At 58.1% G+C, this 22909-nt stretch carries 16 protein-coding genes and 1 riboswitch; of the genes, 12 read left to right on the plus strand and 4 right to left on the minus strand.

Annotated elements, in window-relative coordinates:
* The first annotated feature begins 788 nt into the window (after positions 1 to 788).
* The 7 genes from AQ981_RS24335 (at position 789) to AQ981_RS24365 (ending at position 12135) form a co-directional block, all read left to right on the plus strand.
* On the plus strand, positions 789 to 2075 hold the full coding sequence (locus AQ981_RS24335) for an MdtA/MuxA family multidrug efflux RND transporter periplasmic adaptor subunit (protein ID WP_058914348.1): 1287 nt from the start codon (positions 789 to 791) through the stop codon (positions 2073 to 2075).
* Entirely contained in the window at positions 2075 to 5197 is a 3123-nt protein-coding gene (locus AQ981_RS24340; protein ID WP_058914349.1) for an MdtB/MuxB family multidrug efflux RND transporter permease subunit, read from the plus strand. The genes AQ981_RS24335 and AQ981_RS24340 overlap by 1 nt, the downstream gene beginning before the upstream one ends.
* A complete protein-coding gene (mdtC, locus tag AQ981_RS24345) occupies positions 5198 to 8284 on the plus strand; it encodes a multidrug efflux RND transporter permease subunit MdtC (protein WP_058914350.1) in 3087 nt (1028 codons plus the stop codon).
* Positions 8285 to 8287: 3 nt separating this feature from the next.
* Positions 8288 to 9703: an MFS transporter gene (gene mdtD / locus AQ981_RS24350; protein ID WP_058914351.1), complete on the plus strand. Its 1416-nt coding sequence runs from the start codon at positions 8288 to 8290 to the stop codon at positions 9701 to 9703.
* Positions 9700 to 11094, plus strand: coding sequence for an envelope stress sensor histidine kinase BaeS (gene baeS, locus AQ981_RS24355; RefSeq protein WP_058914352.1), 1395 nt, complete (start codon positions 9700 to 9702; stop codon positions 11092 to 11094). The genes mdtD and baeS overlap by 4 nt, the downstream gene beginning before the upstream one ends.
* Positions 11091 to 11822 carry an envelope stress response regulator BaeR gene (gene baeR, locus AQ981_RS24360; RefSeq protein WP_058914353.1) on the plus strand — a complete coding sequence of 244 codons (732 nt, stop codon included), beginning with the start codon at positions 11091 to 11093 and terminating at the stop codon, positions 11820 to 11822. Before baeS ends, baeR begins: the two co-directional genes overlap by 4 nt.
* A gap of 100 nt (positions 11823 to 11922) precedes the next feature.
* Positions 11923 to 12135, plus strand: a complete 213-nt coding sequence (locus tag AQ981_RS24365; protein WP_058914354.1) for an HP1242/YdcH family protein — start codon at positions 11923 to 11925, stop codon at positions 12133 to 12135.
* 80 nt (positions 12136 to 12215) lie between these two features.
* Here AQ981_RS24365 and AQ981_RS24370 read toward each other — a convergent pair whose 3' ends face one another.
* Positions 12216 to 13532 (minus strand): ferredoxin reductase family protein, encoded by a 1317-nt coding sequence (locus tag AQ981_RS24370; protein ID WP_058914355.1) that lies wholly within the window; start codon positions 13530 to 13532, stop codon positions 12216 to 12218.
* A 394-nt stretch (positions 13533 to 13926) separates the two neighbouring features.
* On the opposite strand from AQ981_RS24370, the gene trhP reads away from it, so the two are divergent.
* The 5 genes from trhP (at position 13927) to AQ981_RS24395 (ending at position 19483) form a co-directional block, all read left to right on the plus strand.
* Positions 13927 to 15285 carry a prephenate-dependent tRNA uridine(34) hydroxylase TrhP gene (gene trhP, locus AQ981_RS24375; RefSeq protein WP_058914356.1) on the plus strand — a complete coding sequence of 453 codons (1359 nt, stop codon included), beginning with the start codon at positions 13927 to 13929 and terminating at the stop codon, positions 15283 to 15285.
* Positions 15286 to 15629: 344 nt separating this feature from the next.
* Positions 15630 to 16529: a lipid kinase YegS gene (gene yegS, locus AQ981_RS24380; RefSeq protein ID WP_058914357.1), complete on the plus strand. Its 900-nt coding sequence runs from the start codon at positions 15630 to 15632 to the stop codon at positions 16527 to 16529.
* 183 nt (positions 16530 to 16712) lie between these two features.
* Positions 16713 to 17690 carry a C4-dicarboxylate TRAP transporter substrate-binding protein gene (locus AQ981_RS24385; protein WP_058914358.1) on the plus strand — a complete coding sequence of 326 codons (978 nt, stop codon included), beginning with the start codon at positions 16713 to 16715 and terminating at the stop codon, positions 17688 to 17690.
* A gap of 51 nt (positions 17691 to 17741) precedes the next feature.
* A complete protein-coding gene (locus AQ981_RS24390) occupies positions 17742 to 18209 on the plus strand; it encodes a TRAP transporter small permease (RefSeq protein WP_058914359.1) in 468 nt (155 codons plus the stop codon).
* A complete protein-coding gene (locus AQ981_RS24395) occupies positions 18206 to 19483 on the plus strand; it encodes a TRAP transporter large permease (RefSeq protein WP_058914360.1) in 1278 nt (425 codons plus the stop codon). Before AQ981_RS24390 ends, AQ981_RS24395 begins: the two co-directional genes overlap by 4 nt.
* A 53-nt stretch (positions 19484 to 19536) precedes the next feature.
* Here the strand turns inward: AQ981_RS24395 and fbaB are convergent, their stop codons facing one another.
* The 3 genes from fbaB to thiM all read right to left on the minus strand — a co-directional run bounded on the left by fbaB (position 19537) and on the right by thiM (position 22410).
* Positions 19537 to 20589, minus strand: coding sequence for a class I fructose-bisphosphate aldolase (fbaB, locus tag AQ981_RS24400; protein ID WP_058914361.1), 1053 nt, complete (start codon positions 20587 to 20589; stop codon positions 19537 to 19539).
* A gap of 235 nt (positions 20590 to 20824) precedes the next feature.
* Complete coding sequence (gene thiD / locus AQ981_RS24405; protein ID WP_058914362.1) at positions 20825 to 21625, minus strand: bifunctional hydroxymethylpyrimidine kinase/phosphomethylpyrimidine kinase; 801 nt, start codon at positions 21623 to 21625, stop codon at positions 20825 to 20827.
* The gene (gene thiM, locus AQ981_RS24410; RefSeq protein ID WP_058914363.1) at positions 21622 to 22410 is read right to left on the minus strand and encodes a hydroxyethylthiazole kinase; all 789 of its coding nucleotides are present in this window, start codon (positions 22408 to 22410) and stop codon (positions 21622 to 21624) included. The genes thiD and thiM overlap by 4 nt, the downstream gene beginning before the upstream one ends.
* A gap of 34 nt (positions 22411 to 22444) precedes the next feature.
* Positions 22445 to 22541: riboswitch (TPP riboswitch) on the minus strand.
* Positions 22542 to 22909: the final 368 nt, after the last annotated feature.

Genomic DNA, 22909 nt, shown 5'->3' on the forward strand with positions numbered 1-22909 from the left:
CTGCAAAAAATTACAACAACCTCAAAACAAGAACAAAAGCCCTTAACTGGAAACGATTATTTCCTGAAAGTTCCGGTAACGCCCTCACAGCAATAAACATGCCTTTTAAATCTCCGATTTTACCGCGGGGGGGGTTGAATCCGGCTTAAAATCGCCGGCTATTTTTGCGCATGGCCGGGGCAGGCCGGAGGGAACCGGCCTGAGGGTAAGCCGGCACAGGGATGTGCCGTCTTACCCGACCCGAAGCCAGACGCGAAAATTGACGGGCACCGCGCAGCGGCGATTTTACTGCCGGGAGCCCGGAGTGGAGAGGGGGCGGCGGCGAGCCCCCTCTCCCCGTTCACCTGGCGACAAAAGCAAAATAAGGCGCTGACTTACGGTGAACGGAATTTCCTCCCCAGGGAAAAATCGCAATGAACGAAATCTCCTGCCCAGGCAAAAATGATCACAGCGAACAAAACCTCCCACCCAGACAAATAATGACCACAGCGAACGGAATCCATTACCGCAAGCCAAAAGTAAACCAGCGACACCTGCTCCCCATTAACCTTATGCAGAATAAAAACAGAGCACAGACTCCAGGTAAACAGAACTACCACCAGAATGAAACTACGACCAAAACATAACCACCACCAACACCCGGAACATAAAAAAATCCCCCCTCCGGACCCCCTCTGAATAAACACAAACTATACGGTAATCCTTATTTCCTTCATTTTTAGCTACGCATGCGCGGCTACACTAAGTAACATCACGCATCACGTTTCAGGAAGAGAAGACGTTTAACGATGAAAGGCTCAAAGCACTCCCGTTGGCTGGTCATTGTCGGCACGCTCGTTATTATCGCCGCTGCGCTGGGATACTGGTATTTCCAGTCCACAGACAACGCCGCAACGCCGCAGGCTACTGCCGGCCAGGGAGCCGGGCCGCGCCCCGGCGGCGGACGCTTTGGGATGCGGGCGCTGGCTCCGGTTCAGGCCGCCACTGCCACCAGTGAATCAGTACCGCGCTATCTGACCGGTCTGGGTACCGTGACCGCCGCCAATACCGTTACGGTTCGCAGCCGGGTGGACGGACAGTTGCTGGCTCTCCATTTTCAGGAAGGACAACAGGTAAAGGCCGGCGACCTGCTGGCGGAAATCGACCCCAGCCAGTTCAAAGTGGCGCTGGCCCAGGCCCAGGGACAACTGGCGAAAGACCAGGCCACGCTGGCTAATGCCCGCCGCGATCTGGCCCGCTATCAGCAACTGGTCAAAACCAACCTGGTTTCCCGCCAGGAGCTGGACGCCCAACAGGCGCTGGTCAATGAAAGCGCCGGTACCGTTAAGGCCGATGAAGCCAGCGTCGCCAGCGCCCAGCTCCAGCTGGACTGGACCCGCGTCACCGCCCCGATTGATGGCCGCGTCGGCCTGAAACAAGTGGATATCGGCAATCAAATCTCCAGCGGCGATACCACCGGCATCGTGGTACTGACCCAGACTCATCCTGTCGATGTGATTTTCACCCTGCCGGAAAGCGATATCGCCACCGTGGTACAGGCGCAGAAAAAAGGCCTGCCGCTGACGGTAGAAGCCTGGGATCGTACTAACAGCCAGAAAATCAGCAGCGGCGCGCTGCTCAGCCTGGATAACCAGATTGATGCCACCACCGGAACCATCAAACTCAAAGCGCGCTTCGACAATCAGGACGATGCGCTGTTCCCCAATCAATTCGTCAATGCCCGTATGCTGGTCGATACCCAGCAGAACGCGGTGGTCATCCCCACCGCCGCGCTGCAAATGGGTAATGAAGGCCACTTCGTCTGGGTGCTGAACAGCGAAAACAAAGTCAGCAAACATCTGGTCACCCCGGGCATTCAGGACAGCCAGAGCGTGGTAATCAGCGCCGGTATTGCCGCCGGCGATCGGGTCGTGACCGATGGCATCGACCGGTTGACCGAAGGCGCCAGCGTTGAAGTGGTGGAAGCCCACGACGCCAGCCCCGCGCCAGAAGCGCAGGCCGCACCGCAAAAAGCGGATAACGCCGCTGACGCCGAACCGCGTCGCGAGCGGTCGTCCAGAGGAGCCCGTTCCTGATGCAGGTACTTCCTCCCAGCGCCACCGGCGGCCCATCCCGCCTGTTTATTATGCGTCCGGTTGCCACCACGCTATTGATGGTGGCTATCCTGCTGGCGGGTCTGGTCGGCTACCGGTTCCTGCCGGTATCGGCGCTACCGGAAGTGGACTATCCGACAATTCAGGTGGTTACGCTCTATCCCGGCGCCAGTCCGGATGTCACCACCTCCGCAATTACCGCGCCGCTTGAGCGCCAGTTTGGCCAGATGTCCGGCCTCAAACAGATGTCTTCCCAGAGCGCCGGCGGCGCCTCGGTGATCACTCTGCAGTTTCAGTTAACGTTGCCGCTGGATGTCGCCGAACAGGAAGTCCAGGCGGCGATCAACGCGGCCACCAACCTGCTGCCTTCCGATCTGCCCAACCCGCCGGTATACAGTAAAGTCAACCCGGCGGATCCGCCGATCATGACCCTTGCCGTCACCTCTTCCGTACTGCCCATGACCCAGGTGGAAGATATGATGGAAACCCGGGTCGCCCAGAAAATATCCCAGGTCTCCGGCGTCGGGCTGGTGACCATTTCCGGCGGCCAGCGCCCGGCGGTGCGGGTAAAACTGAATGCCCCGGCGATGTCGGCCCTCGGCCTGACCAGCGAAACGGTGCGTAGCGCCATCAGCAACGCCAACGTCAATTCGGCAAAGGGCAGCCTCGACGGCCCCACCCGGGCGATAACCCTGTCGGCCAACGATCAGATGAAATCCGCCGACGAATATCGCAACCTGGTGATCGCCTGGCAGAACGACGCGCCGATTCGCCTCGGCGATATCGCCAGCGTCGAACAGGGGGCGGAAAACAGTTGGCTGGGCGCCTGGGCCGACAAACAGCAGGCGATTGTGATGAACGTTCAGCGTCAGCCGGGGGCCAATATCATTGCCACCGCCGACAGTATTCGCCAGATGCTGCCCACGCTGACGGAAAGCCTGCCGAAATCGGTCAAAGTGCAACTGGTCGCGGACCGTACCAACAATATTCGCGCCTCAGTGACCGACACTCAGCATGAATTAATGCTGGCTATCGCCCTGGTGGTCATGATTATCTATCTGTTTCTGCGCAATATCCCGGCGACCATTATTCCCGGCGTCGCAGTGCCGCTGTCGCTGATCGGTACCTTCGCCGTGATGGTGTTTCTCGACTTTTCCATCAATAACCTGACGCTAATGGCGCTCACCATCGCCACCGGGTTTGTGGTGGATGACGCCATCGTGGTGATTGAGAATATCTCGCGCTATATCGAAAAAGGCGAAAAACCGCTGGCGGCGGCGCTGAAAGGGGCCGGGGAGATCGGTTTTACCATTATCTCGCTGACCTTCTCGCTGATCGCGGTTCTGATCCCGCTGCTGTTTATGGGCGATATCGTCGGTCGCCTGTTCCGCGAGTTCGCCGTGACGCTGGCCGTGGCGATACTGATTTCCGCCGTGGTGTCGCTCACCCTGACGCCGATGATGTGCGCGCGCATGTTGAGCCACGAATCCCTGCGTAAGCAAAACCGTTTCTCGCTGGCCTGCGAACGGATGTTCGAACGGATTATTGAGGTCTATGGCCGGGCCCTCAAGCGGGTGCTCAACCACCCGTGGCTGACCCTGAGCGTGGCGCTGGGGACGCTGGCGCTGACGGTGATACTGTGGATTTTCATTCCCAAAGGCTTTTTCCCGATTCAGGATAACGGCATTATCCAGGGCACCCTACAGGCCCCGCAGTCAGCGTCGTTTGCCAGCATGGCCGAACGCCAGCGCCAGGTCGCCGATGCCATTCTCCAGGATCCGGCCGTCGAAAGCCTGACCACCTTTGTCGGGGTCGATGGTACCAACCCGTCGCTGAACAGCGCCCGTTTGCAGATAATCCTTAAGCCGCTCAGCGATCGCGACGATCGGGTCGCGAAAGTCTCCGAACGCCTGCAACAGCGGGTCAGCGGTATTCCCGGCATCGATCTGTACCTGCAACCGGTGCAGGATCTGACCATTGATACTCAGGTTAGCCGCACCCAGTATCAGTTCACCCTGCAGGCCACTTCTCTCGACGAACTCAGTAGCTGGGTGCCGCAACTGATGGAACAACTGCGTCAGTTACCGCAACTGGCGGATGTCAGCAGCGACTGGCAGGACCAGGGACTGGTGGCGTATGTCAATGTCGATCGCGCCAGCGCCAGCCGGCTGGGGATCTCCATGGCTGACGTGGACAATGCGCTGTATAACGCCTTCGGCCAGCGGTTGATTTCAACGATTTATACCCAGGCCAACCAGTACCGGGTAGTACTGGAGCACGATACCGCCAGCACCCCGGGGCTCGGGGCGCTGGATAACATCCGCCTCACCAGCAGCGACGGCGGTATCGTGCCGCTCAGCGCCATCGCGAAAGTGGAACAGCGCTTCGGGCCGTTAACCATTAACCATCTCGATCAGTTCCCTTCAACGACCATTTCGTTCAACGTCACCGGGGACTATTCGCTGGGCGATGCGGTGGAGGCGATCGTGGCCGCAGAGAAAGCGCTGGAGCTGCCGTCCGACATCACCACCCAGTTCCAGGGCAGTACTCTGGCCTTCCAGGATGCGCTGGGCAGCACCATCTGGCTGATTGTCGCCGCCGTGGTGGCGATGTATATCGTGCTCGGCGTGCTGTATGAAAGCTTTATTCACCCGATCACCATTCTCTCCACTCTACCCACCGCCGGGGTCGGCGCGCTACTGGCGCTGATGCTGGCCGGCAGCGAACTGGACGTCATCGCGGTCATTGGAATTATTTTGCTGATCGGCATTGTCAAAAAGAACGCCATCATGATGATCGACTTTGCGCTGGCCGCCGAGCGGGAACAGGGTATGGCGCCCCGGGAAGCTATCTACCAGGCCTGCCTGCTGCGTTTCCGGCCGATTCTGATGACCACCCTCGCGGCGCTGCTCGGCGCCCTGCCGCTGATGCTCAGCATCGGGGTCGGCGCCGAACTGCGCCGTCCGCTGGGGATCGCCATGGTCGGCGGCCTGCTGGTCAGTCAGGTATTGACGCTGTTTACCACGCCGGTTATCTACCTGCTGTTTGACGAGCTGGCTCTCGCCACCCGCCGGCGTTTCGGGCCGCGTCATGAGGACGCGTAAATGAAGTTTTTCGCGCTCTTTATCCATCGCCCGGTCGCCACCATTCTGTTAAGCGTGGCAGTCACCCTGTGCGGGCTGCTGGGGCTGCGGCTGCTACCGGTAGCTCCGCTCCCGCAGGTGGACTATCCGGTGATCATGGTCAGCGCCTCCCTGCCCGGCGCATCGCCGGAAACCATGGCGTCATCGGTGGCGACGCCGCTGGAACGCTCGCTGGGGCGAATCGCCGGCATCAGCGAGATGACGTCGAGCAGTTCGCTGGGCAGTACGCGGATTATTATCCAGTTCAATTTCGATCGCGATATCAACGGCGCCGCCCGCGATGTACAGGCGGCGATCAATGCCGCCCAAAGCCTGTTGCCCAGTGGTATGCCGAGTCGCCCCACCTACCGCAAGGCAAATCCCTCGGATATGCCGGTGATGATCCTGACGCTGACCTCGGACACCTACTCCCAGGGCGAGCTGTACGATTTCGCTTCCACGCAACTGGCGCAGACCATCGCGCAGATTGACGGCGTGGGCGACGTTTCGGTGGGCGGTAGCTCGCTGCCGGCGGTGCGCGTCGCGCTAAACCCGCAGGCGCTGTTCAACCAGGGCGTGTCGCTGGACGCGGTACGCAGCGCTATCAGCAACGCCAATGTGCGCCGTCCGCAGGGGGCGCTGGAAGACACTAACCGCCGCTGGCAGGTACAGTCCAACGATGAACTGAAAACCGCTGCGGAATACCAGCCGCTGATCGTCCATTACAACAACGGCGCCGCCGTACAACTGAAAGATGTCGCCAGCGTCACCGATTCGGTAGAAAACGTGCGCAACGCCGGGATGACCAACGCCAAACCGGCCATCCTGCTGATGATCCGCAAAGCGGCAGACGCCAATATCATTGAGACCGTGGATCGCATCCGCGACAAAATTCCCCAGTTGCGCGAAAACATTCCGGCGTCCATCGATCTCCAGGTGGCGCAGGATCGCTCTCCGACCATTCGCGCCTCGCTGGCCGAAGTCGAGCAAACGCTGGCGATTTCGGTCGGGCTGGTGATTCTGGTGGTATTCCTGTTCCTGCGCTCCGGCCGCGCCACCCTGATTCCGGCGGTGGCGGTACCGGTATCGCTGATCGGTACCTTTGCCGCCATGTACCTGTGCGGTTTCAGCCTCAATAATCTGTCGCTGATGGCGCTGACCGTCGCTACCGGATTTGTGGTCGACGACGCCATTGTGGTGCTGGAGAATATCGCCCGTCACCTGGAGGCCGGCGTGAAACCGTTGCAGGCGGCGCTACAGGGGGTGCGGGAGGTCGGTTTTACGGTGCTGTCGATGAGCGTTTCCCTGGTGGCGGTGTTCCTGCCGCTGTTATTGATGGGCGGCCTGGTGGGCAGGCTGTTCCGCGAGTTTGCGATTACCCTGTCGGTGGCGATCGGCATATCGCTGGTGGTGTCGCTGACCCTGACGCCGATGATGTGCGGCTGGCTGATGAAGGCCAGCCCGGTCCGCCAGCCGCGCAACCGCGGCCTCGGCCGCCTGCTGACAGGGCTACAGCAGGGATATGCCCGTTCCCTGAAATGGGCGCTGCGCCACGCCCGACTCACCGGCGTGGTACTGCTGGCCACCATCGCCCTCAATGTCTGGCTATATATCAGCATCCCGAAAACCTTCTTCCCGGAGCAGGATACCGGCATGGTGATGGGGAATATCCAGGCCGACCAGAGCATCTCTTTCCAGGCGATGCGCGGCAAACTGGAAGATTTTATGAAGATCATCCGCGAAGACGCCGCGGTGGATAATGTCACCGGCTTTACCGGCGGCTCGCGGGTCAATAGCGGCATGATGTTTATCACCCTGAAACCGCTCAGCGAGCGCAGCGAAACCGCCCAACAGGTCATCGATCGGTTGCGTAAAAAGCTGGCTAAAGAACCCGGGGCGAATCTGTTCCTGATGCCGGTGCAGGATATTCGCGTCGGCGGCCGCCAGGCCAACGCCAGCTACCAGTACACGCTGCTGTCGGACGATCTGGCCGACCTGCGTACCTGGGAGCCGAAAATCCGCCAGGCGCTGGCCACGCTGCCGCAAGTGGCGGACGTTAACTCCGATCAGCAGGATAAGGGATCGGAAATGGATCTGACCTATGACCGGGAAACCATGGCGCGCCTCGGACTGGACGTATCAGACGTTAACAATCTGCTGAACAACGCCTTCGGCCAGCGTCAGGTATCGACTATCTATCAGCCGCTGAACCAGTACCATGTGGTGATGGAGGTCGATCCGCGCTATACCCAGGATATCAGCGCACTCGATCAGATGTTCCTGATTAACAAAGATGGCAAGTCGATCCCACTGTCATACTTCGCCTCCTGGCGACCGGCCAATGCGCCGCTGTCGGTTAACCATCAGGGGCTATCGGCAGCCTCGACCATTTCGTTTAACCTGCCCACCGGGGTATCGCTTTCGCAAGCCAGCGAAGCTATCGAACGCACGGTGACGGCGTTGGGGGTGCCCACCAGCGTGCGCGGCACCTGGGCGGGAACGGCACAGGTTTTCCAGCAGACCATGAACGATCAGGTGATATTGATTATCGCCGCTATCGCCACGGTATATATCGTGCTGGGGATCCTCTATGAAAGCTATGTCCATCCACTGACCATCCTCTCCACCCTGCCCTCCGCCGGAGTCGGCGCGCTACTGGCGCTGGAGATGTTTGGCGCTCAATTCAGCCTGATCGCGCTGATCGGCATCATGCTGTTGATCGGTATCGTGAAGAAAAACGCCATCATGATGGTGGACTTCGCCATTGACGCCCAGCGCCAGGGGGATCTGGCGCCGGAAGAGGCGATTTTCCAGGCCTGCCTGCTGCGTTTCCGGCCAATTATGATGACCACCCTTGCGGCGCTGTTTGGCGCCCTGCCGCTGGTGCTGACCAGCGGCGACGGGGCCGAACTGCGCCAGCCGCTGGGGATTACGATTGTCGGCGGATTGATCATGAGCCAGCTCTTGACCCTGTATACGACCCCGGTAGTCTATCTGTTCTTCGATCGCCTGCGGTTACGCTTCACGCGCCGTACGCAGCATCAGGAGGCCCCATCGGTAAGCGAGTAGAAGATGACTGAACTGCCCAACGCGGTACGCTGGCAGCTGTGGATAGTGGCCTTTGGCTTCTTTATGCAGTCGCTGGATACCACCATCGTCAACACCGCCCTGCCCTCAATGGCCCATAGCCTTGGGGAAAGCCCGCTGCATATGCATATGGTGGTGGTTTCCTATGTGCTGACGGTCGCCGTGATGCTGCCGGCCAGCGGCTGGCTGGCGGACCGGGTCGGGGTCAGGAACATCTTTTTCTGCGCTATTGTGCTGTTTACCGTCGGCTCATTGTTCTGCGCCATGGCCAACACCCTCAACCAACTGGTGATGGCCCGGGTGTTGCAGGGCGTGGGGGGCGCCATGATGGTGCCGGTCGGGCGCCTGACGGTGATGAAAATCGTCCCCCGCGAGCAATATATGGCGGCGATGACCTTTGTGACCCTCCCCGGTCAGATAGGTCCGCTGCTCGGCCCGGCGCTGGGCGGGATTCTGGTGGAATACGCCTCGTGGCACTGGATATTTTTAATCAATATCCCGGTCGGCATCGTTGGGGCTATCGCCACGCTGATGCTGATGCCGAACTACACCATGCAGACCCGGCGCTTCGATTTTAGCGGCTTTCTGCTGCTGGCCTTCGGTATGGCGGCCCTGACCCTGGCGCTGGACGGTCATCGCGGGCTGGGGATTTCGCCGCTGGCGCTGTACGGACTGACGGCGGGCGGCGCGCTGGCGATCGCCGGATATCTCTGGCACGCCAGGGGCAATAACCGGGCGCTGTTCAGCCTGAAATTGTTTCGCACCCGCACCTTTAGCCTCGGGCTGAGCGGCAGTTTCTGCGGCCGGATCGGCAGCGGTATGCTGCCATTTATGACGCCGGTATTTCTGCAAATCGGGCTCGGGTTTTCGCCGTTTCACGCCGGGCTGATGATGATCCCGATGGTGCTGGGCAGTATGGGAATGAAGCGGATCGTCGTACAGGTGGTTAATCGCTTTGGCTATCGCCGCGTGCTGGTGGCCTCGACCCTCGGCCTGGCGCTGATAAGCCTGCTGTTTATGGCCGTCGCGCTGGCGGGATGGTACTACGCCCTGCCGCTGGTGCTGTTCTGCCAGGGGATGATCAACTCTATGCGTTTTTCCTCCATGAATACCCTGACCCTGAAAGATCTGCCGGACAATCTGGCCAGCGGCGGCAACAGTATGCTGTCGATGGTAATGCAACTGTCGATGAGTATCGGCGTCACCATCGCCGGGCTGCTGCTCGGGCTGTACGGCCATAACCAACTGGCGGCCAGCCCTGAACAGGTACACAGCGTCTTCCTGTATACCTACCTGAGTATGGCGCTGATTATCGCCCTGCCCGCGCTGGTGTTCGCGTGGGTACCTGATGACACAACCAAAAACGCGGTTATCTCGCGTCGCGCAAGGAGCCGGACATGAAGCTATGGCGCCCGGGCATTACCGGCAAACTATTTTTCGCTATTCTGGCCACCTGTATCCTGGTGCTGGTGTTGATGCACTGGGCGGTACGCCTGAGTTTCGAACGCGGTTTTATTGACTATATCAAGCACGGCAATGAACAGCGGCTGGTGCTGCTCAGCGATGCCCTTGGCGAGCAGTACGCTCAGCACGGCAACTGGAAGTTTCTGCGCCACAACGACCGCTATATGTTCCAGCTCCTGCGCTCCTTTGATCGCGAGCCGGACATCAGTCCGGATATGCCGCCCCACGGCTGGCGCACCCAGTTCTGGGTGGTCGATCAAAAATTCAAACCGCTGGTGGGCCCCCCCGGTCCCGTCCCGCGTGACGGGAATCGCCGCGCCGTGATGGTGGATGGTAAAAAAGTCGGCTGGGTGGTGGCCTCACCGGTGGAACGCCTGACGCGCAATACCGATATCAATTTCGACAAGCAGCAAAAACGCACCAGTTGGCTGATTGTCGGCCTGTCGATCCTGCTGGCGGCCGGCGCCACCTTTCCGCTGGCACGCGGCCTGCTGCGCCCGGTAAAACGGCTGGTGGAGGGTACCCATCGCCTGGCCGCCGGGGATTTCACCACCCGGGTGACGCCCACCAGCCAGGACGAGCTTGGCCGTCTGGCTCAGGATTTTAATCAACTGGCCAGCACACTTGAGAAAAACCAGCAGATGCGCCGCGATTTTATGGCCGATATCTCCCACGAACTGCGTACCCCACTGGCGGTGCTGCGCGGCGAGCTGGAGGCGATTCAGGACGGCGTGCGCCAGTTTACCCCGGAAACCGTCGCCTCCCTGCAGATGGAAGTCGGTACTCTGACCAAACTGGTGGACGATCTCCATCAATTGTCGATGTCCGATGAAGGCGCGCTGGCTTACCAGAAGAAGGCGCTGGATATTGTCGCCCTGCTGGAAGTGGCCGCCGGGGCGTTTCAGGAACGCTTTCGCCAGCGCGAGCTGCAACTCCATCTGGCGCTGCCGGACGATGTGGTGATCTTTGGCGATCCGGATCGTCTGTCGCAACTGTTCAATAACCTGCTGGAAAACAGCCTGCGCTATACCGACGCCGGCGGTCAGTTAACCATCAGCGGCGCCTGTCGCGGCGAGCGATTTATTCTTGATTTCGCCGACAGCGCCCCCGGCGTCACCGACCAGCAGCTTGGCCGGCTGCTGGAGCGCTTCTACCGCACCGAAGGTTCCCGCAACCGCGCCAGCGGCGGATCCGGACTTGGGTTATCTATTTGCCAGAATATTGTTGAAGCCCACGGCGGCGCGATTAGCGTCGGTCATTCGCCTTTTGGCGGGGTTAGCATTAAAGTAGAGTTACCGTTGGATCCTGACCTACAGAGGGACGCATGATCGAGCTACCGATTGATGAAAATACCCCGCGGATACTGATTGTCGAAGACGAGCCGAAACTGGGGCAATTGTTGATCGACTACTTGCGTGCCGCCAGCTACGCACCGAGCCTGATCACCCGCGGCGATGAAGTGCTGGCTTATGTACATCAAACACCGCCGGATCTGATCCTGCTGGATCTGATGCTGCCGGGTACCGACGGGCTGACGCTGTGTCGTGAGATACGGCGCTTTTCCGAAGTACCCATCGTGATGGTAACGGCAAAAATTGAAGAGATAGACCGGCTGCTCGGGCTGGAGATCGGCGCCGACGACTATATCTGCAAACCTTACAGCCCCAGAGAGGTGGTCGCCCGGGTCAAAACCATTCTGCGCCGCTGCAAACCGCAGCGTGATAATCGGTTAACCCCCACCAGTGAAAGCTCGCCGCTGATCGTCGACGAAGGGCGCTTTCAGGCCAGCTGGCGCGATCAGTTGCTCGATCTGACCCCGGCGGAGTTTCGCCTGTTGAAAACCCTATCCAGCGAACCAGGCAAAGTGTTTTCCAGAGAGCAGTTGCTCAATCATCTGTATGACGACTACCGGGTGGTGACTGACCGCACCATCGACAGCCATATCAAAAACCTGCGCCGCAAGCTGGAGGCGCTGGACAGCGAAGAGTCTTTTATTCGCGCGGTATATGGCGTCGGCTATCGCTGGGAATCGGAAGCCTGCCGGCTGATTGCGTAATTCTGAAAACAGGAAAAGAGTAAAAAATGCGTGGGGCGTCAAATCATACCGCCCCCCGACGCGGTAGTCTGAAGACAGGACCAGGAGAAAAGGAGTGGCCATGTTTCCGGAATACCGCGATCTGATTACACGTCTTAAATCAAACCATCCGCGTTTCCAGCACCTGTTCGACAAGCATAACCAGCTTGATCATGACATCACCCGCCTGGAGTTGCGGGGCCACAGCGATGAAGTGGTGAAAATGAAAAAGGAGAAGCTGCAAATTAAGGATGAGATCTACAAGATTCTTCAGACTGAAAGCCAGAAAGCCTGACGCGGGTTGATCCCTGCCGTCATCCGGGTTTGCAGGCGGGCAGAGAATACTCTGTCCGCCTTTTTGTTACCCAACGCGCTTCAACGCATTGAAAAATTATCGCTGTGAAACTCTACCGCGCCGCCGCCATCGCTGGCGAGACCGCGGCGCAGCGCGCGACCAAACGCCGCCGGACCACAGAACCAGACGCCAGCGTGCGCGCCGGACGGTATCGCCTGGCGCAAAGTAGCGCTATGCAGCCGTCCCTGGCGCTGGCTATTGACCAGATGCAGCCGGACGCCGGCCTGCAGGCACAGCGCTTGCAGCCCCTCCGGCGCATCCTGACGTCCGCAATACCAGAAATCAGTGGGTACCGTTGCGCCGCCGCTGTGGGCCAGCGCCGTCAGCCGGGAGAGAAATGGCGTCATTCCAATCCCGCCGGCCACCCAAATCTGGCGATCCACCGGGCGATTAAAGTCAAAACAACCGTAGGGCCCTTCCACCAGCGCTTTTTCTCCCGGCGCCAGTGTCTCCAGCAAACGGCGGGTATCGTCGCCCAGCGCCTTAATCACAAAGCGCAATGTATCAGGATGGTCCGGGGACGAGGCAATAGTATAGGGATGCGCTTCCGGGTAATGTTCAAAGCGTAAAAACGCGAATTGCCCGCTGCGGTAAGCAAACGGCGCGGCGAGCTGTAATGTAATATCCAGCGTATCATCGCCGCGTTTCACCTCGCTTACCACGGCGGAAATCTGGCGTTTTCTTCCGGTTAATTGCAGCAGTGAAATTATCGCCGCCACACTGCCGATAATTGCCAGCACGACCATTACCCACGCCGATGGCGTTTGCCACCAGCGCGTTTTCGCCAGTATGGTAATAGCGTGAAAGGTTATCGCCAGATAGACCAGCGGGAATAATTTGTGCAGATAACGAAACAGGCGATATGGTATTTTCTTAATCAGAGAAATAAGGCATAAAATAATCAAAATATATATTGCCCATTCGGCGACATGCTCGCCCAGCGAAGCCAGTTCCCGCGACCAGTCTGATGCGCTACGGGCGCCGGGTCCGCGATTTCCTGAAGGGGCTATCCAGCCCTGGCGGACCAGCCACCCGGGCACCATTTCCATCAGCCAGTGCAACACGCCGGTGCTCAGGGCGATAATTCCGGCCCATTTATGTAGCAAATATCCCTTATCCAGCCCGCCGGTAAGCGGCTCCAGTACAGCAAGGCGCAGCGATAACACCATCCCGAGGGTCATAAATAACCACGCGACGGTACCGCTGAAAAGCACAATCTCCTTGCGCAGCGGCCACCAGCTTTCGCGCGGCGTCAGTAATATTTCCCACTGGGGAATAAAATAAATAACACAGGCGGCTAAAAAAGTGATAACGCCCAGGTAGATTATTTTTTTCATAGCGACCCCATTAGCCGGCGTATTATGCCAACATTCCGGTTGTGAAATTCATTATTTGGTTATGCTTCACCTTAACACCACAAATACAAGAAACTTTGAATCAAATATGTCCCTGCTGTCAGCGAATGACTATTTTTCCAGGCATTGCGTAAATATTCTCCCGACTAAACAGGGAAGTGACCGGCATCACGGCAGTTATTTCCCGGGTTGTTATTATAAATAATTCGTCATGGCGCTTATATTTCAAATAATTCTCATTCCCGTACTGCGGTGATGGTTTACTCCGCGCCTCCCCGGCGCTACAATTCCCGCCCTCAAACTGTGGTAATACCACTCGCTTTATACCGCCTCACCGGGTGAGACGGTTCTGACCTGATATCAGAACGAGAACACGATGTTTAAACCTGAACTGCTTTCACCGGCGGGAACGCTGAAAAATATGCGTTACGCCTTCGCCTACGGCGCCGATGCGGTCTACGCCGGCCAGCCGCGCTACAGCCTGCGGGTGCGCAATAACGAATTCAATCACGAAAATCTGGCCCTCGGTATTCAGGAAGCCCATGCCCTTGGTAAGAAATTCTATGTCGTGGTCAATATCGCGCCCCATAACGCCAAGCTGAAAACCTTTATCCGCGATTTACAGCCGGTCATCGATATGGGGCCGGACGCGCTGATCATGTCCGATCCAGGGCTGATTATGATGGTACGCGAAGCGTTTGCGCAGATGGATATCCATCTGTCGGTGCAGGCCAATGCGGTCAACTGGGCGACGGTGAAATTCTGGAAGCAGATGGGGCTGACGCGGGTGATCCTCTCCCGGGAACTCTCCCTGGAAGAGATTGCCGAAATCCGCAGTCAGGTGCCGGACATTGAGCTGGAAATATTTGTTCACGGCGCGCTGTGCATGGCCTATTCCGGGCGCTGCCTGCTCTCCGGCTATATCAATAAACGCGATCCGAACCAGGGCACCTGTACCAATGCCTGTCGCTGGGAATATAACGTACAACAAGGCAAGCAGGACGAGGTCGGCAATATTGTCCACCTGCACGAACCCATCCCGGTACAAAATGTGCAACCGACCCTCGGTATCGGCGCGCCGACGGATAATGTATTTATGATCGAAGAGGCCCAGCGTCCCGGCGAGTATATGACCGCCTTTGAGGATGAACACGGCACTTACATCATGAACTCGAAAGATCTGCGCGCTATCCAGCACGTCGAGCGTCTGACTCAGATGGGGGTCCACTCCCTGAAAATCGAAGGGCGCACTAAATCCTTTTACTACTGCGCCCGCACCGCGCAGGTCTACCGCCGCGCCATTGACGACGCGGTTGCCGGTAAGCCGTTCGACCCCTCGCTACTGGAAACGCTGGAAGGGTTGGCGCACCGCGGCTATACCGAAGGGTTTCTGCGCCGCCACACCCATGACGACTACCAGAATTATGAGTACGGCTATTCGGTATCCGATCGCCAGCAGTTTGTCGGCGAATTTACCGGCGAACGCCAGGGGCCGCTGGCTGCCGTGGCAGTGAAGAACAAATTTCTTAAAGGCGATAGTCTGGAAATGATGACGCCGCAGGGAAATATCACCTTCACGCTGGAGCATCTGGAAAACGGCAAAGGGCAGCCTGTCGAAGTGGCGCCCGGCAACGGCCACACGGTATGGATGCCGGTCCCTGACGATGTGAATCTGCAGTATGCCCTGCTGCTGCGTAACCTCGACGGCCAGACAACCCGTAATCCGCACGCCTGACGGCGCACCACACCGCCCGCTACAGCCATGGCGGGCGGTGTCTGTCTGAAATTCCTGGTATCGGCAGAAAAACCCGCCTGAGACTAAGTAATTAATTTAGGTTATTTTTTCTTAGTGTAATGATTCTTAGAAATCGATCACATACCGCTTCGTTCGATAAGGTTATTATCCGCCTGCTGAAAAACATAATTCATAAATGCTAGCTGTACCAGGAACCACCTCCTTAGCCTGCACAATCTCCCTTGTGCAGGCTGATTTTTTTTCGGGATTTATCCGTTTCTTTCTCACCTTGCTCCGCGCTGCGATACACTTGATCTCAACATCAGAATCATGAGGTAGCAGTAGTGGCCGAAAAACCCCTTTCGTTATTGATTCTCAACGGCAAAAGCGCCGGCGATGATGCGTTGCGCCAGGCAGTAACCACCCTGCGCGAAGAAGGATTTCCGCTGCTGGTGCGCGTCACCTGGGAAAAAGGCGACGCGGCGCGTTTTATTGACGAAGCGCTGGAAGCCGGCGCGCAAACCGTTATCGCCGGCGGCGGCGATGGCACCATCAATGAAGTCGCCAGCGCTCTGGCGGCGCTGGACAGTGGCCCGCGACCGGCGCTGGGGATTGTCCCGCTGGGTACCGCAAATGACTTCGCCACCAGCGCCGCTATCCCGGATGAACCGGAAAAAGCGCTGCGGCTGGCGATTTCCGCCAAAGCCACGGCGGTCGATCTGGTCCGGGTTAACCAGCAGGCCTGTTTTATCAATATGGCGACCGGAGGATTTGGCACCCGTATCACCACTGAAACGCCGGAAAAATTAAAAGCCGCTCTGGGGGGCATCTCGTATCTGATTCACGGACTGTTAAGGTTCGATACCTTAAAACCGGATAGCTGTGAAATTCGCGGCGATAACTTTCACTGGCGCGGCGAGGCGCTGGTGATTGGCATCGGCAATGGCCGCCAGGCCGGCGGTGGACAACAACTGTGCCCGCAGGCGCTGATCAATGACGGGCTGCTGGAGTTGCGTATTTTCACCGGCGAAGAACTGATGCCCGCGCTTCTGTCGACCCTGACGCGCAGTGACGAAAATCCGGCGATTATTGACGGCCAGTCCGCGTGGTTCGAAGTCTCCGCGGAGCATGAAATGACCTTTAACCTCGACGGCGAACCGCTGTCCGGCAGCACATTCCGGCTTGATGTGTTACCCGACGCCCTGCAGTGTCGTCTTCCGCCGGATTGCCCGCTAATACGCTAGTCCCCTCCCCTGCGGCAGTTGCCTGACTGCCGCCGTGCCCCCCTACATCACTGCCAGCGCGACATTTCGCGACCAATAGTGATCGCGATCGCCACGCGCCAAAATTCTTGTATGGTAGTATCCTTTGCGAGAATCAATAACCAGGCAACACTAATAAGTTGTTATTATATATAAGGAAATATCATGCAATACGTGAATAAATATCTCGCTTTGCTCTCTGTTACCCTGCTGTTCACCGCGCAGGCTGCGCTGGCGGCAGATGCCCTCAACCTCAGTACCTCACTGTCCCCCGACGATCCGGTATATAAGGGGCTGGAGAGCTTTAAAAAAGCCGTGGAACAGCGCACTAACGGCGCGGTAAAAGTCAAACTGTTCTCCAGCGGGCAGTTGGGCGCTGACAACGAACTGCTCCAGCACGCCCAGGTCGGCAGCAATGTTGGCGTAGTGGTCGACGGCGCCCGTCTCGCGCAGTTCGTGCCCGAAATGGCTATTCTGCCGGCGCCATTCGTCTTCAAAGATTATCAGGAACTCAAAGGTTTCGTCGCCAGCCCGGTATTTGCGGGCTGGAATCAGAAAATGGCTTCAGGTTCCGGTCTCACCGCCCTCTCTTTCAACTGGTATCAGGGAGCGCGGATGTTGATTACCCAGAAACCCATTACCGCGCCGGCGGATCTTTCCGGGGTGCGCGTTCGGGCGCTGGAAGCGCCAGTCACCATTGAAACCATTAAATGCATGGGCGGTTCGCCAACCCCGCTGTCCTGGTCGGAAATCTATTCTTCCATCCAGACCGGGGTAGTGGATGCCGCAGAGGCCCAACCCACCGCGATTTACGGTTCTAAACTCTACGAGATAACAAAATACATCACCAAAACCCGCCATATTCATCTGATGACCGGCATCATCGTTTCCCGGAAATGGTTCTCCGGGCTAAAACCGGAATATCAGCAGATCCTGAAAGAAGAGGCGCAGAAAAACGGCGATCTGGCTTCGGAAAATACCCTTAAAGCCAGCGATGTACTGCTCAAGGAGATGGAGCAGAAAGGGATGAATATCAACGATGTGAACGTCCAGCCGTTCATCGATGCCTGCCGCTATGTGCCGGAGAAAATGGGGCTCAGCGAGGCGCTAAACCAGGTCGGGCAGTTCCGGGCAACGCTGTAATCCACTGCGCGGAAGGGGTTCCCCTTCCGCTTCATCCGCAAAGGAAAAACTATGTCCCGTTTTTATCAACTGGAACTCGCCGCGGCGAGAATCGGCCTGGTAGCGATCGTCTGCGTCATTCTGCTCGGCGGCATTGGCCGGGCGCTGGGCCATCCGATTATCTGGTCGCTGGAAATCGCCATGGTACTGTTCGCCTGGGTGAGCATGCTGGCAATAGATTTCGCCATGCAGTCTCGCCGGCATATTGGGATCGAGGCGCTGCGCCACCGGTTTCCCGCCGCCGTTCAGCGCCTGCTGGTCTGGCTGAATGAATTTCTGATCCTCGCTTTCCTCGGCTGCGGGGTCTGGTTTGGCTACAGCTTTACCTGGCTGACCCATAGCCAGCAGTTGCCGGTCACTCAGCTTTCCATCGCCTGGCTGAACAGCGCGGTGCCCACCGGATGCCTGCTGATGTTCCTGACCACCCTGATCTACATTGCCCGCGGCTGTCCCGACCCACAGAAGGAGAACGCGCTATGATGATCACCGTCATTCTGTTTGTCCTGCTGCTGATTACCGGTATGCCCATCGGGCTGGTGATAGCCATCTCCAGCGTCGGATTCTTTTTAAACGCCGATTTTTTACCGCTCGGTATCGCCTTTCAGAAGTTTTCCGCGCCCACGCAGTCGTTTCCGATCCTCGCCACGCCTCTGTTTCTGCTGGTCGGCAATCTCCTGAATAAAACTGGCGTCACTCACCGGCTGCTGGACTTCGCCCGGGTCATCTCCGGATGGATGACCGGCGGACTGGCGCAGATCAATGTTCTGCTGGCCTGCCTGTTAGGCGGCGTATCGGGATCGGCGACCGCGGATGCGGCGATGCAATCGCGGGTTCTCGGGCTGCCGATGATTGCCCGGGGCTATCCCCGGGCTTTTAGCGCGGTGGTGATAGCCTTCAGTTCGCTGATTACCGCCACAATTCCACCCAGTATCCTGCTGATTCTGTACGGTTTCGTGGGTAACGTTTCCATCGGCAAGCTGTTTATTGCCGGCATTTTTCCCGGCCTGCTGCTGACGGTGATTCTGATGGCGACCAACTATCTGCTGGCGCGGCGGATGAAAATCGCCCCGGAGACCACTTCGCTCCCCACCCGGCGCGAGGTGTGGATCAGTTTTAAAAATGGTTTCTGGGCGCTGATGTTCCCGGTGGTACTGATTGTGGTTATCCGGCTGGGCATCTTCACCACCACCGAAGCGGGAGCATTTATTGTCTTTTATGCCTTTTTCATCGGGCGCTGGATCTACAAAACCCTCGACAATCGCGCGCTGTGGGAAGTGCTCAAAGACACCATTAGCGATATTGGCGTCGTGATGCTGTTGATCATGTCCGCGGCGATCCTCGGCCATATCACGATTATCGATCAGATCCCCCAACAACTGGCGGAAAGTATTCTGCAACTGACCGAAAATCCCTACGCCATTCTGTTCCTGCTGCTGGCGCTAATCACCGTTGCCGGAATGCTGTTCGACGGCAGCGTGATTATCCTGCTGCTGACGCCGATATTGCTGCCCATTGCCGTGCAGGCCGGGTTCGATCCAATCCATTTTGGGTTGATTTTCGTGGTACTGACGCTGCTGGGCGCCAATACCCCGCCGGTGGGGATTTGCATGTACACCGTCTGTGGGATCCTTAACTGTAGCACCACCGGCTTTGTCAGGGCCTCGCTTCCTTATCTGGCGGCGTTTTTCGTGTTTATCATCATGCTGGTGATTTTCCCGGCGATTACTTTGTTTTTGCCCGGGATATTGATGTAGCACGGAGGGTTCAACCAGCGACAGCCAGCCGCTTTCACGGCTGGCTTGCTGGCTCAGGCAATGGTGACTTTGCTGTCCAGATAGACGTCCTGCACGGCGTTGATCAGTTTAACGCCGTCGGCCATCGATTTTTTAAAGGCTTTGCGGCCGAGGATCAACCCCATACCGCCGGCGCGCTTATTGATCACCGCAGTGCGCACAGCGTCTGACAGATCGGTTTCTCCGCCGGCGGCACCGCCTGAGTTAATCAGGCCGGCGCGCCCCATATAGCAGTTCGCCAGTTGGTAGCGCACCAGGTCGATCGGATTTTCGCTGGTCAACTTACTGTAGACCCGATCGTCGGTATAACCGAAGTTTATCGCTTTATAGCCGCCGTTGTTCTCCGCCATTTTCTGCTTCACGATATCCGCGCCGATGGTGGCGGCAAGATGGTTAGCCTGGCCGGTCAAGTCGGCAGAAACGTGGTAATCCACACCGTCTTTTTTGAACGCCGGGTTACGCAGATACGCCCACAGCACCGTCACCAGTCCCAGTTCGTGAGCGCGCTCAAAGGCGGCGGAAATCTCTTCAATCTGGCGCCGGGACTCTTCAGAACCGAAATAGATAGTCGCGCCGACGGCCACCGCCCCCATATTGAAAGCCTGCTCCACGCTGGCATACAGCGTCTGATCGTACTGAGTGGGGTAGCTCAGGGTTTCGTTATGGTTCAGCTTCACCAGAAACGGAATGCGGTGCGCGTAGCGCCGGGCCACTGACGCCAGTACGCCATAGGTGGAAGCTACGCAGTTACAACCGGCTTCAATCGCCAGTTCGACAATATTCTTCGGATCAAAATAGAGTGGGTTAGCGGCAAACGATGCCCCGGCAGAGTGTTCCACGCCCTGGTCCACCGGCAGAATAGACAGATAGCCGGTGCCGGCCAGCCGCCCGGTGTTGTACAGGGTCTGCATGTTACGCAGTACCGCCGGTGGGCGGTTGTTGTCGGTCATCACCCGATCGACATAGTCATGGCCCGGCAGATAAAGCTGGTCTGCCGCTATGGTGATACAACGGTGCTGTAACAAACTGTCGGCATCTTTGCCCAGTAACTGTGCAATATCAGTCATCACGATACTCCCGAAAGTTCCGGCGCAGCGCCGGAAGTGGATTGTCCTGACCCGTTTTCCGCGGGCAGAATAAGCCTGGTACCGATATGCCGGCTTTGCCAGATTTACGGGCATTTTCCGCCACATTTCAGACGAGAGTCATTCTGTCGCGCTGAATATTACCAGCCGGTCCGGGATAGTGAAGGCATTCGATACCGGCAGGCCACACCCGCCGGTACAGCGCCGCCATTGTCGCCTACCACCACTCATGAAAATGGTGTACCGGACCAATCCCCTCCCCGACCTCAAGAGTATCCGCCTCAGCCAGCGCCCGGGACAGCCATGCTTTGGCCGCCGCGACGGTATCTGGCCAGTTATCGTACCGCGGGCGTAGCGCCGCCAGCGCCGCCGACAGCGTACATCCGGTACCGTGGGTATTGCGGGTATTGATGCGCGGCGCGGTAAAACGCTGCTCGCCATCGCGGGTAAACAGCCAGTCCGGACTTTGCGGATCGTCCAGATGACCCCCTTTGATTAACACCGCTTCACAGCCCAGCGCCAGCAGCGCCCGCCCCTGTTCGTGCATTTCCCGCTCGTTACGCGCGTGAGGAGCATCAAGCAGCGCCGCCGCTTCCGGCAGGTTGGGGGTGATCAGCGCCACCTGCGGCAACAACTGCCGACGCAGGCTATCCACGGCGTCGGGTGACAGGAGCGGATCGCCGCTTTTAGCCAGCATTACAGTATCCAGCACCACATTACGCACCCGGTAATGGGCCAGTCGATCGGCGACCGCTTCTACAATATCCGTCTCTGCCAGCATGCCGATTTTCGTGGTATCAATGCGCACGTCGCTGAGCACCGAATCGAGCTGGGCGGCAACGAAGTCAGGCTCAATCCGGTATACCGACTGGACGCCGCGGGTATTTTGCGCCACCAGCGCGGTAATCACCGAAGTGCCGTAGGCGCCGAGGGCGGAGAACGTTTTCAGGTCAGCCTGAATACCGGCGCCGCCGCTCGGGTCAGTGCCGGCAATAGTCAGGGCATTAATTCGCTTCATACCAGCGCCTCCGGCGACAGTTGATACAGGGCATCGAGAAACGCCGGGGTAAAACTGCCTGGTCCGCTGCTACGCGCCACGGCAAGGGATCCCGCCCGAGACATAAACTGGCAGGCGGCGGCCACGGCCAGTAGGCGATCGCCGCCCAGCCCGCAACAGGCCGCCACGACCGCCGACAGCGCGCAGCCGGTGCCCACGACCCGGGTCATCAACTTATCGCCGCCGCTAACCGCCAGGGTGCGGCTACCGTCGGTGACATAATCGACCTCGCCGCTGACCGCCACCACCGCGCCGGTTTCCCGGGCCAGCTTAGCGGCCGCCGGTAGCGCCGCTGCTGCCGGGTCGGTGGTGTCCACGCCGCGTCCACCGCTACTGACGCCAGCCAGCGCCATGATTTCCGATCCATTGCCGCGAATCGCCGCCGGCCGCATCGCCAGCAGCTCACTGGCAAACCGGCTACGGAAATCCAGCGCTCCGACGGCCACCGGGTCGAGCACCCAGGGCTTGCCAGCCTGGTTAGCGCTGACTATCGCCTGTTCCATCGCCACGCCGCGCTCGCGGGTCAGGGTACCGATATTCACCAGCAGGCTATCAGCAATGGCGCTGAACTGTGCGGCCTCTTGTGGCTCAATCACCATCGCCGGAGAAGCGCCGAGCGCCAGCAGCACGTTGGCAGTAAAAGTTTGTACGACATCATTGGTCATACAGTGTACCAGAGGGGATTGAAGGCGGAGTTGTTGCAGTATTGCAGCGGCGTCGCGACCGCTCAGCAGGTCAGGTTGCATGGTTAAGCTCCTGCCCGGCGTGAAGAAGGGATACCGGACAGGTATCTGACTTCCCTACGCTGGCATTATCCAGATCAGGTAATACGGGTATCTCTCAGCCCATCTGCGATGGGGCACCCCGAGTCATTTAAAATCAAGTTGTTGCGATTAACATTCGTTAATGCCTGACAGGATACTGCCAGCGAACAGCGAAGTAAATCGTTGTGCTGCATATGATGCAGGTCTTACCGATACAGGCGATATACGGCGTTGCAGTTACAGTGACACTGAGGGACTGGCTGATTCTGATCGCTAAGTGTAACAAGGCGCAGGAACTGCGGAAGGAACTTTATCAGGTGAAACAGGGGATTAAGGGGATGCGGAACGGGGGTGTTTAGTGTGCTGAACGAGAGTTAAATAATAAAAAAGCCGGGAAGATTTTATTTATTTCCCGGCTTTTATTTTATTGGCTAATATGTATTAGTCGCGACTTGATCTGACATATGACCTTGAAAGGTTG

The organism is Entomohabitans teleogrylli, from assembly GCF_001484765.1.
GTDB lineage: Bacteria > Pseudomonadota > Gammaproteobacteria > Enterobacterales > Enterobacteriaceae > Entomohabitans > Entomohabitans teleogrylli.

What these genes read in the sequence shown, in the direction of transcription:
- AQ981_RS24340 (WP_058914349.1), top strand. Translation starts at nt 2,075, where the DNA reads ATGCAGGTACTTCCTCCCAGCGCCACCGGCGGCCCATCCCGCCTGTTT.
- mdtD (WP_058914351.1), top strand. Translation starts at nt 8,288, where the DNA reads ATGACTGAACTGCCCAACGCGGTACGCTGGCAGCTGTGGATAGTGGCC.
- thiM (WP_058914363.1), bottom strand. Translation starts at nt 22,410, where the DNA reads ATGCAACCTGACCTGCTGAGCGGTCGCGACGCCGCTGCAATACTGCAA.
- AQ981_RS24370 (WP_058914355.1), bottom strand. Translation starts at nt 13,532, where the DNA reads ATGAAAAAAATAATCTACCTGGGCGTTATCACTTTTTTAGCCGCCTGT.
- AQ981_RS24365 (WP_058914354.1), top strand. Translation starts at nt 11,923, where the DNA reads ATGTTTCCGGAATACCGCGATCTGATTACACGTCTTAAATCAAACCAT.
- AQ981_RS24335 (WP_058914348.1), top strand. Translation starts at nt 789, where the DNA reads ATGAAAGGCTCAAAGCACTCCCGTTGGCTGGTCATTGTCGGCACGCTC.
- baeS (WP_058914352.1), top strand. Translation starts at nt 9,700, where the DNA reads ATGAAGCTATGGCGCCCGGGCATTACCGGCAAACTATTTTTCGCTATT.
- AQ981_RS24390 (WP_058914359.1), top strand. Translation starts at nt 17,742, where the DNA reads ATGTCCCGTTTTTATCAACTGGAACTCGCCGCGGCGAGAATCGGCCTG.
- fbaB (WP_058914361.1), bottom strand. Translation starts at nt 20,589, where the DNA reads ATGACTGATATTGCACAGTTACTGGGCAAAGATGCCGACAGTTTGTTA.
- AQ981_RS24395 (WP_058914360.1), top strand. Translation starts at nt 18,206, where the DNA reads ATGATGATCACCGTCATTCTGTTTGTCCTGCTGCTGATTACCGGTATG.
- thiD (WP_058914362.1), bottom strand. Translation starts at nt 21,625, where the DNA reads ATGAAGCGAATTAATGCCCTGACTATTGCCGGCACTGACCCGAGCGGC.
- mdtC (WP_058914350.1), top strand. Translation starts at nt 5,198, where the DNA reads ATGAAGTTTTTCGCGCTCTTTATCCATCGCCCGGTCGCCACCATTCTG.
- AQ981_RS24385 (WP_058914358.1), top strand. Translation starts at nt 16,713, where the DNA reads ATGCAATACGTGAATAAATATCTCGCTTTGCTCTCTGTTACCCTGCTG.
- baeR (WP_058914353.1), top strand. Translation starts at nt 11,091, where the DNA reads ATGATCGAGCTACCGATTGATGAAAATACCCCGCGGATACTGATTGTC.
- trhP (WP_058914356.1), top strand. Translation starts at nt 13,927, where the DNA reads ATGTTTAAACCTGAACTGCTTTCACCGGCGGGAACGCTGAAAAATATG.